Origin of the sequence: Bacillus sp. FDAARGOS_527, assembly GCF_003812125.1 — a bacterium.
GTDB classification, from domain to species: domain Bacteria; phylum Bacillota; class Bacilli; order Bacillales; family Bacillaceae_G; genus Bacillus_A; species Bacillus_A paranthracis.
In genome coordinates, this window is sequence record NZ_CP033795.1 from 1,234,209 (window position 1) to 1,247,658 (window position 13,450).

Genomic DNA, 13,450 nt, shown 5'->3' on the forward strand with positions numbered 1-13,450 from the left:
TCGCTCATCTTTTATTTGTATAGGAGGAATTAGAGTTGTTAAAAGGAATCAATCATCTTTGTTTTTCAGTATCTAATTTAGAAGATTCTATTACATTTTACGAAAAAGTATTGGAAGGAGAATTATTAGTTAGAGGAAGAAAACTTGCATATTTTAATATATGTGGAGTATGGATAGCGCTTAATGAAGAAATACATATTCCAAGAAACGAGATTCATCAATCTTATACACATATTGCGTTTTCTGTTGAACAGAAAGACTTTGAACGTCTACTGCAGCGATTAGAAGAAAATGATGTTCATATTTTACAAGGAAGAGAACGTGATGTAAGGGATTGTGAATCTATCTATTTTGTTGATCCTGACGGCCACAAATTTGAGTTTCATTCAGGGACATTGCAAGACAGGCTTAATTATTATAGGGAAGGTAAACCTCATATGACGTTTTATTAAGGGGGCAAAGAAAGTTGCATGCGCTAGTAATTGGTGGAACAGGAATGCTAAAGAGGGTTTCTATATGGCTTTGTGAGCAAGGGTTTCATGTTTCTATTATTGGAAGAGATGAAGTGAAATTAGAAAATGTTAAACGGGAGAGTACTACACCTGAAAGTATCACATGCCTTCCGTTAGATTATCATAATGATGACGGTGTAAAGTTAGCTATTAAAAACACAATTGAGAGGAATGGCCCAATAACATCGGTTGTCGCATGGATACACTCAAGTGCAAAAGATGCGTTATCACTTATTTGTAGAGAATTAGACTTGTTGTCTGAAACATACGACGTTTTTCATATTTTAGGCAGTAAAGCGTCGAGAATAGCCTCACACAAAATAGGGGGTAAGCGATGTAGCTATCATAGAATAATTTTAGGTTTTATATTAGAAGATACATACGGAAGATGGCTTACTCATGAAGAAATATCGGATGGAGTAATAAAAGGAATTGAAAGTAAATGTGATGAATGGATTGTAGGACGAGTAGAACCGTGGGAATTACGGCCAACATGGTAAGGGGGAATTGAAGTGAAGACAACGGTATATGTAACAAGGCATGGTGAAACGGAATGGAATGTAGCGAAGCGAATGCAAGGACGAAAAAATTCTGCTTTAACTGAAAATGGTATACTGCAAGCTAAGCAATTAGGAGAGCGAATGAAAGATTTATCTATTCATGCGATCTATAGTAGTCCGAGTGAAAGAACCCTTCATACTGCAGAGTTAATAAAGGGAGAACGTGATATACCGATAATCGCGGATGAGCATTTCTATGAAATTAGCATGGGTATATGGGAAGGACAGACAATTGATGATATAGAAAGGCAATACCCAGACGACATACAGTTATTTTGGTATGAACCACATCTTTTTCAGTCAACATCAGGAGAAAATTTTGAGGCTGTTCATAAAAGGGTAATTGAGGGGATGCAGCTTCTTTTGGAAAAGCATAAAGGAGAAAGTATATTAATTGTCTCCCATGCGGCAGCAGCAAAATTACTTGTAGGACATTTTGCGGGTATTGAAATAGAAAATGTGTGGAATGATCCATTTATGCATAGTGCTAGTCTCAGTATAATAGAATTTGAAGATGGTAAAGGTGAAGTGAAGCAATTTGCAGATATAAGTCATTTTCAATAAAGCGGGATAAACGTAAAAAAGGCCGCAAAACGGCCTTTTTTTGTAGGCATAAAAACTAACAATTACGTTTTTTATACCAGAAGTGATCAAATTTCTTGTGTTTGCAAGATGGGAATTTATGTCCGCCTTTGCAATCATTCCATTTGTGTCCATCATCGTGACAGTCTTTACCATGATCGCATGAATCATCGCAAGAGCCGCCGTGTCTATGCGGGAAGAATTCGCACTTTTTACAGAAACTTCGTTTAGTCCAGAAAAATTTCTTTTCAAAGCGTATGCATTTTGTAATGAATGTACAATGTTTTCTGCGAGTACGTTTTGTAACTAAAACGCATTCTTTTCTACGCGTCACTTTCGTAACGAACGTCCATTTTTGAACGCGAACACGCGTACATTTTGTAACAAATGTCCATTTTTTCACATGCGTACATTTTGTAACGAACGTACAATGTTTCACGCGAGTACATCTTGTTCTTGGACATTTACCCCCAGTTGTACATTTACATCCAGTTGTACAAGTATGATGAGTGAATTTATCATCATCGCATTCAAAAGTACTTGGATCTTGGTGTAAGAAATCCTCCATCCCAGCACTTTTGATTTCTTCAACCGCTTTTCTAATATCACGTTTCATAGAAATCCTCCTTATCATGTATTAAGTTGAAAAGGTATTCTTTTTCCTTAACAGGATATGTATGTAGGTATCTTTCTGAACAGGACAAGAGTGTAATTTTATATAAATAGATGATAGCGGATGTATGGACAAGGCGAGTTGCATACATTGAATGAAGAGAACTGAGAAGGGATGAGAAAACATGCTACCTTCATATGATTTTTTTATTCATCCAATGTACTTAGTGGAATTGAAAAAAGACATTTGGTCAGACAGTCCAGTACCAGCAAAATTAACTTATGGAAAAAAGAAGTATGATATTGATATCGTATACCGTGGTGCTCATATTCGTGAATTTGAGAAAAAATCTTATCATGTTATGTTTTATAAGCCTAAAAAATTTCAAGGTGCGAAAGAGATTCATTTAAATTCTGAGTTTATGGATCCGTCTCTCATACGAAATAAATTATCTTTAGACTTTTTTCATGATATTGGTGTACTTTCACCGAAATCACAACATGTGTTTATAAAAATTAATGGTCAAATTCAAGGTGTATATTTACAGTTAGAATCAGTTGATGAAAATTTTTTGAAAAATAGAGGATTACCGAGTGGTTCTATTTATTATGCGATAGATGATGATGCGAATTTTTCTCTAATGAGTGAGAGAGATAAAGATGTTAAGACCGAGCTCTTTGCGGGTTATGAATTTAAATACTCGAATGAAAATAGTGAAGAACAGCTGAGTGAATTTGTATTTCAAGCGAACGCTTTGTCGAGGGAATCTTATGAAAAAGAAATTGGGAAGTTTTTGCATGTTGATAAATATTTACGATGGTTAGCTGGCGTTATTTTTACACAAAACTTTGATGGTTTCGTTCATAACTATGCACTATATCATAATGATGAAACAAATTTATTTGAAGTAATACCGTGGGATTATGATGCGACTTGGGGGCGAGATGTACAAGGGAGACCACTTAATCATGAATATATTCGTATTCAAGGTTATAACACGTTAAGTGCAAGATTGTTAGATATACCTGTATTTAGAAAGCAATACCGAGGTATTTTGGAAGAAATATTAGAAGAACAATTTACTGTTTCATTTATGATGCCGAAAGTAGAAAGTTTGTGTGAGTCGATTCGTCCTTATTTACTACAAGATCCATATATGAAAGAAAAATTAGAAATATTTGATCAAGAAGCTGATATGATTGAGGAATATATAAATAAAAGAAGAAAGTATATACAAGATCATTTACATGAATTGGATTAATTTTGAAAGAGATTGGAACATTATCAATCTCTTTTTTTGTATAATAAAGATGTATTGGTAGAATTGGCTTAATATACACTTAAATAAAGGATGGAGATGTGGAAACATGACGGTAAAATGGATTGATTGGGTAAAACAAATACAATCTATAGCTCAAGCGGGTTTAACGTATTCTAAGGATGTGTATGATATAGAACGTTTCCAACAATTACGGGATATTTCCATTTCGATGATGTCACATTATACAAAGACAGATTGGGAAGTTGTAGAGAAGCTATTTGCAAGCGAGACAGGCTATCAAACACCTAAAGTCGATATAAGAGCAGTCGTTTTTCAAAGTGAAAAGTTATTATTTGTGAAAGAAAAAAGTGATGGGAAATGGGCATTGCCAGGTGGATGGGCTGATATCGGTTATACGCCGACAGAAGTAGCAGCAAAAGAGGTTTTCGAAGAGACAGGTTATGAGGTAGGTCATTTTAAGTTACTCGCTATATTTGATAAAGAAAAACATCAACCATCGCCTTCAGCAACGCATGTATATAAAATTTTTATTGGCTGTAAAATTATTGGTGGTGAAAAGAAAACTAGTATTGAAACAGATGATGTGGAGTTTTTTGGTGAGGATGAATTGCCTAATTTATCGATTGCTAGAAATACAGAAGAGCAAATTAAACAAATGTTTGCCTACATAAAAGAACCTCAGAAAGAAATAGTAATAGATTAATAATGCTTATGCCGATAATAATGTTGGAATGAAGATATTGGCAGAATGCAACCTTTATGTAATAATGGGATGGTATGTGAAGAAAAAAGGAGATAGAAAATGAAATGTTAGCAAATATAATAGAACAGTTATTGCAGTTCTTTGCAAGCTTAGGTTATTTTGGGGTAGCGCTCGGTTTAATGATTGAAATTATCCCAAGTGAAATTGTACTTTCATATGCCGGTTTTTTAGTGGCAGAGGAGAAAATTAGTTTTGTTGGTGCTGTTATTGCAGGAACGATCGGTGGTACGCTAGCACAGATTTTTTTATACTGGCTTGGATACTACGGAGGACGTCCAGTTGTAGAGAAATATGGGAAATATCTGCTTATTAATAAACACCATTTAGACATAGCGGAAAATTGGTTTAAGCGTTACGGAGCAGGAGTAATCTTTTCGGCACGTTTTATCCCAGTCGTACGTCATGCAATTTCTATTCCAGCAGGATTAGCAAAGATGCCATTAAAATTATTCACACTGTATACAGTAGTTGCGATTATTCCGTGGTCAATACTATTTATATATTTAGGTGAAAAGCTTGGTGGAAATTGGCGACATATTAAAGAGTATGCATCTGATTACACACATTACATAATTATAGGAGCGGTTCTCTTTGTTGCTCTATACTTCGGTTTAAAGTATTTCAAAAAGAAAAAAGCAGCGCGTTAAAGTCAATGATTTTTCATTGGCTTTTTTATTTGTTTTGGTTCTAAAAAAAAGGAGTTGTCCATAATGTGTAATAATAAAGCGTAGCGGAGGAATGTGATGAAAGGGTCACCGTTTATACGTGGAACGATATTTTTAACAATGGCAACGATGATATCTAAAATGTTAGGGTTTATATATGTTATACCATTTACAGCTATGGTCGGTACGAGTGGGTACGTTTTATACACGTATGCTTATCGTCCATATACAATTATGCTTAGCATTGCGACGATGGGACTACCACTTGCAGTTTCAAAGATGGTATCAAAATATGATCAATTAAATGATTATCATACGGTTAAGAGAGTGTTGAAAAGTGGAATTGTTTTTATGTTTATAATGGGAGTTATTTCGTGTTTTACGTTATATATGCTAGCTCCGCATTTGGCTAAACTTGTAATCGATGGAAATGATCAAACGGGGAATAGTGTAGCGGCGGTCACTACTAATATTCAAATTGTAAGTTTTGCGTTAATACTCGTACCAGTAATGAGTTTATTAAGGGGCTTTTTTCAAGGGTTTCAATCGATGGGGCCTTCTGCTCTAAGTGTAGTTGTAGAGCAATTTTTTCGGGTATTAACCATCTTGATAGGAAGCTTTGTCGTTTTATATGTTTTAAAAGCTTCTATCTCACTAGCTGTTGGTATTTCAACGTTCGGTGCTTTTATGGGAGCGATAGGTGGACTAACTGTTTTAAGTGCGTATTACATAAGGAGGAGAAAGCACTTAAAGAAAAAAGAAATGGCAAGTATACCGCAAACAACGAAATCTTTTTTTTCACTATATAAGGAGCTCTTTACATATTCAATACCATTTGTTGTGGTTGGTTTAGCAATTCCGTTGTATCAGACGATTGACACATTTACAATTAATAAATTACTTATACAAATAGGATATATGCAAGGAGAAGCGGAGAAGATTAATGCGATAATTGGACTTGTTCAGATGGTTGTACTTATCCCAGTTTCCGTTGCGACTGCTTTTAGTATGTCACTCGTACCTGAGATGACAAAAGCTTATACAGCAGGAAATGTGAAGTTACTGTACAAACATTTTACGAGGACGAATCTATTAGTAGTAGGTATTACGGTACCCGCGGCAATTGGAATGATGGTGTTAGCAAAACCAGTGTATACTCTTTTATTTGGTGCCGGAAATGATCCGGATATGGGAAGCGTTATTTTACAGTATTACGCTCCTGCTTGTATACTATTTTCGCTTTTTACAGTAACGGCTGCAATGTTGCAAGGAATTAATCAACAACAGAAAACAGTGCTAGGGTTAGTGATTGGCATTATTGTGAAGATCGTTTTAAATATTGTATTGCTTCCGTATTTTGATTATGTAAGTTTTATTATTTCAACATACGCTGGTTATACGATTTCAGTTGGCTTTAACTTGTGGATGCTTTCTAAATATGTTATAAAGGCAACATAAGCTTTTTAAGGCAGAGAGCACTCTGTCTTTTTCTTTGTTTATCCCGCTTTAATGGGCAGTAAGATCCTCACCTCAAAATTCAGCGAAAGAAAAGAAGTTTGGTTGGGGGCGGGCTGCCCGTAAAAGCCCGATTGGTGAGGGCTGAAAATCAGTGGGGGGATGAAGCCCCCCACTGATTAAAGTTTCACTTTATAATATTTTTCTTATAAAAACGTTTTCAAAATAATTTTTCTATTGAAATTTAAACGTATGTTTCATATGCTGAGAATGGCGGTTCAAAAACTGTTATGTAAGAGAGGTAGATTCCTACATGTAAAAAGAATCGGGGTGATAGTATGTTAAATATTTATTTAACAGACCGAAACGGAAAACTACAAGAGGTTGAGGAAATGCAAAAGGGTTGCTGGATTAATGTACTTCATCCAACGGAAGAAGAAATTCAATATCTAGTACAAACTTTAAATGTAGACTTAGATTTCATTAAAGACCCTTTAGATGATGAAGAACGCTCTCGTATTGAAAAGGAAGACAATAATACTTTAATAATCGTGGATATTCCAACAGTTAGACATGATGAAGAAGGAAATTCGATTTATGACACGATTCCAATAGGTATGATTGTAATGCCAGATTGTTTTGTGACAATTTGTTTAGAGGAAAATCCAATTTTTGAACGTTTTATTAATCAACGTATTAAAGAATTTTATACGTTTAAAAAGACACGCTTTGCACTTCAGCTCTTATATACGATTTCTACTTACTATTTAAGATACTTAAAGCAAATTAACAGAAAGACAATCGATTTAGAGCATCAATTAAATCAGTCGATGAAAAATAAAGAGATTTTCACATTGCTAGGCCTTGAAAAAAGTTTAGTATACTTTACAACATCATTGAAGGCGAATAAAATTGTAATTCAAAAATTAATGCGTAACAGTACATTTTTAAAAATGTATGAAGACGATCAAGATTTATTAGAAGATGTATTAATTGAAAATAAACAGGCTATTGAAATGGCGGAAATATATAGTCATATTCTAAGTGGAATGATGAATACTTTTAGCTCTGTTATATCGAATAATTTGAACAGTGTTATGAAACTGTTAACGTCTATTACAATCATTTTATCATTACCAACAATGGTCTCTAGTTTCTTCGGAATGAACGTAAAGGTTCCATTTGAAGGTGAGGCTCAAGGTTTTGTAATTGTACTCATAATATGTGCAACATTATCTTGCGCTTTAGCATTTGTATTTTGGAAGAAACGTTACTTTTAACGATAAGAAAGCTGCTCTAGCATAGTTGTGTAACTGCGCTAGAGCAGCTTTTTTGCTATGAAATCGAAAGTTTTGAATAGAATATAACTTATAAAATGTAATGTATATGGTAGAAGGGAATTCCGTATAAGTCTTGTCCAATTAATAAAATGGGGTTAAAATTACATATTGTTAATGAAAAGTTGGAGGAAATACATCATGGAATTGTTTCAATTACCGAAAGCATTCCTGCAAATGAATACAATTTTTATCTCCATATTAATCGAAGCACTTCCTTTTGTGCTCATTGGTGTATTTATTTCAGGATTCATTCAAATGTTTGTGACAGAAGATATGGTAGCAAAATGGATGCCGAAAAACCGATTTCTGTCTGTTTTAATGGCTACTTTTTTAGGGATGATGTTTCCAGGTTGTGAATGTGGAATCGTTCCGATTGTTAGGCGATTAATTGGAAAAGGGGTTCCGCCATATGCCGGGATTGCATTTATGTTAACTGGTCCAATTATTAATCCGGTCGTATTATTTGCAACATACGTTGCCTTTGGAAGTAGTATGCACATGGTATGGTATCGTTCTATTGTAGCGATTATCGTAGCAATCATTGTTGGAATTATATTATCATTTATGTTTAAAGAACATCAATTACGAGATGATCACTTCCCAGAAGTGAATCATAAGCGTCCATTACGTAAAAAAATGTGGGATGTATGTACGCATGCTGTTGAGGAATTTTTCTCGATGGGAAAATATTTAGTATTAGGTGCATTAATTGCAGCTGCAGTTCAAACGTTCGTACAAACTTCAACACTTCTTGCTATAGGACAAGGTCCGTTTTCTTCACCAGCTGTTATGATGGGACTTGCTTACATTTTATCACTTTGTTCAGAAGCAGATGCATTTATTGCTTCGTCATTCCAAAGTACATTTTCAACAGCATCACTTGTCGCGTTCCTCGTATATGGACCGATGGTGGATATTAAAAATATGTTTATGATGCTTGCGACATTTAAAACAAAATTTGTAATTGTCGTTACAGTTACAGTTACAGTTGTTGTTTATGCAAGCTCACTACTCATTTATGCGATGGGGTGGTAGGTTATGTTTCGAGCATATATATTATTAGGTTTTACAATCTTAATCGCGCAGCTTCATATTTCAGGTAATATTACGAAGTATATTAATATGAAGTATGCCTACTTATCAAAAACAGCAGCTATTATATTAGGTTTTTTAACTGTTGTTCAAATTATAATCGTTTTCCAAAAAGAACATCAAAAAGAAAGAGAACAGCATAATTGTGGTTGTGATCATAGCCATTGCGGGCATGATCATTCGAAAGATGAAAATACTTGGTGGAAAAAAGCATTTTCGTACACATTGTTTTGTTTTCCGATAGTCTCAGGTTTGTTTTTCCCGATTGCAACGTTAGATTCAGATATTGTTAAGGCAAAAGGGTTTCATTTTCCAGTAGCACAAGCAGAAAGTAAAGATCCATTTATGACAAGGCAATTTCTAAGACCTGATACGAGCATTTATTACGGGAAAGAAGGATATCGTGGTGTAATGGAAAAAGGGAAAAAAGAGTTTGTTACGAAAGATAGTATTGCTTTAAAAGATGAAGATTTCTTAAAAGGGATGGAAACAATTTATAATTATCCTGGCGAGTTTACTGGGAAGAAATTATCTTTTAAAGGGTTTGTTTTCAAAGATGATTCTTCTAAAAAAGAACAATATTTCTTATTCCGTTTCGGTATTATACATTGTGTAGCGGATTCTGGTGTATATGGTATGTTAGTGAAAAAGCCAGAAGGGGTAGAATGGACCAATGATGATTGGATTCAAGTTGAAGGAGAAATATCAACGGAGTTTTATCAGCCATTCCATGCGAACATTCCTGTTTTAGAAGTAACGAAATGGAATAAAGTTGAACAACCGAAAGAGCAATATGTATTTAGAGGAGCCGATTGATAACATCGGTTCTTTTTTATGGACTAAGAGTTCTGAATGTTGTTAATATTAAACGTGTAGTTCATTTAGTATAGTGATTATTGAGATATTAGGGATACATCATTAAAGGGGTGATAACAATGACAGAAGTAAAGGGGAAAACAGCCAATGAATCAAGGGTGTTCAAAACGAGCCGAGTATTTCCAACAGATTTAAATGATCATAACACGTTATTTGGTGGAAAGATATTAGCCGAGATGGATATGGTTGCTTCTATTTCAGCAACGAGGCATGCAAGAAAAGAATGTGTAACAGCCTCTATGGATTGGGTTGATTTTTTACATCCAGTTCGCTCTTCAGATTGTGTTAGTTATGAATCCTTCGTAATTTGGACGGGTAGAACTTCTATGGAAGTATTTGTGAAGGTAGTAGCGGAAGATTTAATTTCAGGTGAGAAGCGTATCGCAGCAACGTCTTTTGTTACTTTTGTTGCACTGAGTAAGGAAAATAATCCAGTTCCTGTGCCGCGAGTAATCCCTGAAACAGAAGAAGAGAAAGAATTACATCGCATTGCAGTGTTACGTGCAGAACAACGTCATATACGTAAGGCAGAGAGTAAGAAAGTAGCTACATTACTAACTTTTTGAATTGAATATTTAGTTGTTAAAGGTATTATAACAGAGCGAAATGTTCTTCATATGAAAAGCGGACACCTAAAAATAGGTGTCCGCTTTTATAGTTTTTCTATCCGCATATCATGTGACAATAACTACTTAGCAGAAGCAAGCAGCACCGACGATGATTAAGAGGATAAATAATACGACTAATAGCGCGAATCCATTACCATGTGCGAAGCCCATTGTTATTTCCTCCTTTTATTTTAAGATACAACATACAATATGCAAATAAGCTATCGTTTGATATGGACATATATCATGCAATGACATATTTTCTTGAATGATATTGTATTAAAAAAGGGAAGATATAGAAATAACAGTAAGTGGAGAAAGGAAAATATCCATGAAACACTTTTTCGTTGTAATCCTTTGTGTAATAGGTGTATTCATTTGGATGAACATCGATGTGGAAATGGGGAAAAAAATGGCTAGTGAATATGAAGTAGGACAAGTTAGATTAGGTGAATTTCAACTGTATACGAACGGTGAAGAGTTATATACGAATTTATTTGAGGATATACGTAATGCGGAGAAGTACATATATATCCATTTTTATATTGTAGGTAAAGATGAAATAAGCAAAGAGTTTTTGCAGTTGCTCGAGAAAAAGGCATCTAGCGGAGTAGAAGTGAAATTGTCAGTCGATCGAATAGGTGGATATAAGCTGAAGAAAAAGGTAATTCGTCAACTACAAAGCAATGGTGTCCAGTTTACGTTTAGTAAAAAACCTAAATTGAAACATTTATTCTATTCGTTGCATCAGCGAAATCATAGACGAATTGTTACGATAGACGGAAAAGTATCATATATCGGCGGCTTTAACATCGGAAAGGAATACCTTGGACAAGATCCGAAATTTGGCCAGTGGCGTGATTATCATGTGCGAGTTAAGGGGAATGGTGCCACGGATATGGAAAGAAAATTTGCTGCTGACTGGAAAGAAGATACGGGAGAAAAAATGCCTGTACATGAAAGTCTACCTGCAATTGGGAATGTAAAATATCAATATTTATTTTCAGATGGAAAAGGGTTATGGGAAAAATATGGAGCGTTTTTAAAGCAGGCTAAAAAGTCTTTAATTATTGCTACACCATATTTTGTACCAAGTAAAGAAATGATGAAAGAGTTAAAAGGTGCATTAAACCGCGGTGTCAATGTGAAAATTCTCGTACCATTTAAAAGTGATGCAGTATTGTTAAAACAAGCTGCCTATCCGTATTTGAGAGAGATGAACCATGCTGGAGCGGAGATCTATCAATATCGGAATGGTTTTTTTCATGGGAAAGTGACAATCATTGATGGAGAAATTGTTGATATAGGTACGGCGAATTTTGATAATAGAAGTTTTTATTTAAATTGTGAATCTAACTGTGTCATATATGATAAAACAGTTGTTGCTGACGTATGGAACCGATTAAAAGAAGACTTCCATAAATCAAAAAGATTTTCGGAAGAAGATTTTGAGAAAATTAGTAAATGGGATTGGTTTTTAGCAAGAATAGCAAATGTTATAGCATCATATTTATAACATATAGACAAAAAGAAGGGAGGTACTTTCATGGATTGTATGAAAGAATTGATGAGGTATAGTTATATGCTTATATATAAGGTTGGGGAGTATACAGGACAGGTAAGAGACGAAGAATTAAAGGAGCTATTACAGCATCATTTACCATATATGTTGCAAGCATATAATGAACAAGTGAATTTTCAAGAAGGAGAGAATGTACAGCATATAACTTGTGAACCAATTTCATTTCATTTTCATGAAATGGAAAAGGAAACTGATAGTAAATATACAGGTGATATGTATATTGCAACTTGTTATATTTCGCATTTGAAACGGTTAGCGTTAAAGTTTGCTCAAGTGGCAGTTGAAGTTGCAAATCCAGAATTTCGCTCGTTTTTAGAAAACTGCTTCCTGAAAATGAATCGTTATGCCTATAGTGTATGGCAATATGTCGTGAAGAAAGAGTATAAGATTAAACATGTATATGAAAATGAGAAATTTGCATAAGAGACTAAGGCGGAAAGATAGGCGCCTTAGTTTTTTACTTTTCGTGGAGAAAAATGAGTATATGTACATATTTATTATCAGAAAATTTACAAATATTTACCGTTTATTTACTATTTTTCAATCTTTCCTTTAAAAATAGAGAGTAATATGGGATTGTACATATTCTATCAAAAGGAGGAAACGCAAATGAACAAATGGGTTAAATCATTAACTGCTATGGCACTTGCAAGTTCTTTATTAATGGTAGGTTGTAGTAAAGGTGAGGACAAGAAGAAAGAGGACGATACAACAACACAACAAGAGGATAAAAAGGATAAAGAAACAAGTGGAACTGAGAAGTCTACGGATTCTAAAGAAAAGAAATAATGTAATAATAGAGCTTCCTCTTTTATGTGAGGAAGCTTTTTTGTTGTAAATTGATTGAGATTATTGAAAAATAGAGAAAGAATGAAAGAGGGGGAAAACAAATGAAAGTATGTATATTGGGAGCAACAGGGCGAGTAGGTTCAAACATAATTAAATTAGCATTAAAAGATTCAGCAGAAGTGACTGCATTAGCGCGTGATTCAAGTAGAGTAGAAATAAATCATGAAAGATTACGAGTTATAGAAGGTAATGTATTAAATGAAAATGATATAAAGAAAGCGATAAAAGGAAGCGATATAGTAATTAGTGCACTTGGAACGGATCAAAATGGGACGTTAGCGAAGAGTATGCCACAAATTATAAAGAAAATGGAAGAAGAAGGAGTTCGTAAAATCATTACAATAGGAACAGCCGGTATTTTACAAGCAAGAACAAATCTAAATTTATATCGTTTTCAATCAACGGAATCAAAGAGAAAGTCGACAACAGCAGCAGAAGATCATTTAGCTGCATATAAGATACTTAGTAGTAGTAATTTATGCTGGACGGTCGTTTGTCCGACGCATTTAATTGACGGTGATGTGACAGGTATATATCGAACTGAAAAAGATGTATTACCAGAAGGAGGAGTAAACATAACAGTTGGTGATACAGCGCAATTTACATGGAATCTGTGTAGTGAAAACAAATATGAGAATAGCCGGGTAGGTATTTCATATTAAAAAACCATC

17 protein-coding genes are annotated in these 13,450 nt (G+C 34.4%); 15 read left to right on the forward strand and 2 right to left on the reverse strand.

The annotated features are described in order from the left end of the window. Positions 1-35: 35 nt before the first annotated feature. From fosB to EGX95_RS08665, 3 genes are read left to right on the forward strand one after another with little or no spacing between them, the layout of a single operon-like run. Positions 36-452: a FosBx1 family fosfomycin resistance bacillithiol transferase gene (gene fosB / locus EGX95_RS08655; RefSeq protein WP_000911693.1), complete on the forward strand. Its 417-nt coding sequence runs from the start codon at positions 36-38 to the stop codon at positions 450-452. A 14-nt stretch (positions 453-466) separates the two neighbouring features. After that, positions 467-1,012, forward strand: coding sequence for a short-chain dehydrogenase (locus EGX95_RS08660; protein ID WP_000543144.1), 546 nt, complete (start codon positions 467-469; stop codon positions 1,010-1,012). Between the two features lie 12 nt (positions 1,013-1,024). Beyond that, complete coding sequence (locus tag EGX95_RS08665) at positions 1,025-1,636, forward strand: phosphoserine phosphatase 1 (RefSeq protein WP_000859181.1); 612 nt, start codon at positions 1,025-1,027, stop codon at positions 1,634-1,636. A 55-nt stretch (positions 1,637-1,691) separates the two neighbouring features. Here the strand turns inward: EGX95_RS08665 and exsB are convergent, their stop codons facing one another. Continuing rightward, positions 1,692-2,270, reverse strand: coding sequence for an exosporium protein ExsB (exsB, locus tag EGX95_RS08670; protein ID WP_000817501.1), 579 nt, complete (start codon positions 2,268-2,270; stop codon positions 1,692-1,694). A gap of 181 nt (positions 2,271-2,451) precedes the next feature. Between exsB and cotH the strand changes: the two genes are divergently transcribed. From cotH to EGX95_RS08710, 8 genes are all read left to right on the forward strand, one after another. Next, positions 2,452-3,528 carry a spore coat protein CotH gene (gene cotH / locus EGX95_RS08675; protein ID WP_000937984.1) on the forward strand — a complete coding sequence of 359 codons (1,077 nt, stop codon included), beginning with the start codon at positions 2,452-2,454 and terminating at the stop codon, positions 3,526-3,528. A 106-nt stretch (positions 3,529-3,634) separates the two neighbouring features. Next, on the forward strand, positions 3,635-4,252 hold the full coding sequence (locus tag EGX95_RS08680) for an NUDIX hydrolase N-terminal domain-containing protein (protein ID WP_000216925.1): 618 nt from the start codon (positions 3,635-3,637) through the stop codon (positions 4,250-4,252). 104 nt (positions 4,253-4,356) lie between these two features. Further along, positions 4,357-4,959, forward strand: a complete 603-nt coding sequence (locus EGX95_RS08685; protein WP_000880695.1) for an undecaprenyl phosphate transporter UptA — start codon at positions 4,357-4,359, stop codon at positions 4,957-4,959. 96 nt (positions 4,960-5,055) lie between these two features. Further along, positions 5,056-6,435: a putative polysaccharide biosynthesis protein gene (locus EGX95_RS08690; protein ID WP_000678836.1), complete on the forward strand. Its 1,380-nt coding sequence runs from the start codon at positions 5,056-5,058 to the stop codon at positions 6,433-6,435. A gap of 335 nt (positions 6,436-6,770) precedes the next feature. Then, complete coding sequence (locus EGX95_RS08695; RefSeq protein ID WP_000932396.1) at positions 6,771-7,712, forward strand: magnesium transporter CorA family protein; 942 nt, start codon at positions 6,771-6,773, stop codon at positions 7,710-7,712. Between the two features lie 198 nt (positions 7,713-7,910). After that, on the forward strand, positions 7,911-8,807 hold the full coding sequence (locus tag EGX95_RS08700; protein ID WP_000418725.1) for a permease: 897 nt from the start codon (positions 7,911-7,913) through the stop codon (positions 8,805-8,807). Between the two features lie 3 nt (positions 8,808-8,810). Continuing rightward, positions 8,811-9,680, forward strand: coding sequence for a TIGR03943 family putative permease subunit (locus EGX95_RS08705; protein ID WP_000488036.1), 870 nt, complete (start codon positions 8,811-8,813; stop codon positions 9,678-9,680). A 119-nt stretch (positions 9,681-9,799) separates the two neighbouring features. Beyond that, positions 9,800-10,306, forward strand: a complete 507-nt coding sequence (locus EGX95_RS08710; RefSeq protein WP_000141167.1) for an acyl-CoA thioesterase — start codon at positions 9,800-9,802, stop codon at positions 10,304-10,306. Positions 10,307-10,432: 126 nt separating this feature from the next. On the opposite strand, the gene EGX95_RS08715 is transcribed toward EGX95_RS08710, so the two are convergent. Further along, positions 10,433-10,519: a YjcZ family sporulation protein gene (locus tag EGX95_RS08715; RefSeq protein ID WP_000505094.1), complete on the reverse strand. Its 87-nt coding sequence runs from the start codon at positions 10,517-10,519 to the stop codon at positions 10,433-10,435. A 160-nt stretch (positions 10,520-10,679) separates the two neighbouring features. Between EGX95_RS08715 and cls the strand changes: the two genes are divergently transcribed. The 4 genes from cls to EGX95_RS08735 all read left to right on the forward strand — a co-directional run bounded on the left by cls (position 10,680) and on the right by EGX95_RS08735 (position 13,441). Further along, entirely contained in the window at positions 10,680-11,864 is a 1,185-nt protein-coding gene (cls, locus tag EGX95_RS08720; protein WP_000680140.1) for a cardiolipin synthase, read from the forward strand. Between the two features lie 30 nt (positions 11,865-11,894). Beyond that, the gene (locus EGX95_RS08725) at positions 11,895-12,353 is read left to right on the forward strand and encodes a spore coat protein (RefSeq protein WP_000340560.1); all 459 of its coding nucleotides are present in this window, start codon (positions 11,895-11,897) and stop codon (positions 12,351-12,353) included. A 186-nt stretch (positions 12,354-12,539) separates the two neighbouring features. Continuing rightward, positions 12,540-12,719 (forward strand): hypothetical protein, encoded by a 180-nt coding sequence (locus EGX95_RS08730; protein ID WP_001045960.1) that lies wholly within the window; start codon positions 12,540-12,542, stop codon positions 12,717-12,719. A 101-nt stretch (positions 12,720-12,820) separates the two neighbouring features. After that, the gene (locus EGX95_RS08735; protein ID WP_000861634.1) at positions 12,821-13,441 is read left to right on the forward strand and encodes an NAD(P)-dependent oxidoreductase; all 621 of its coding nucleotides are present in this window, start codon (positions 12,821-12,823) and stop codon (positions 13,439-13,441) included. Positions 13,442-13,450 lie beyond the last annotated feature (9 nt).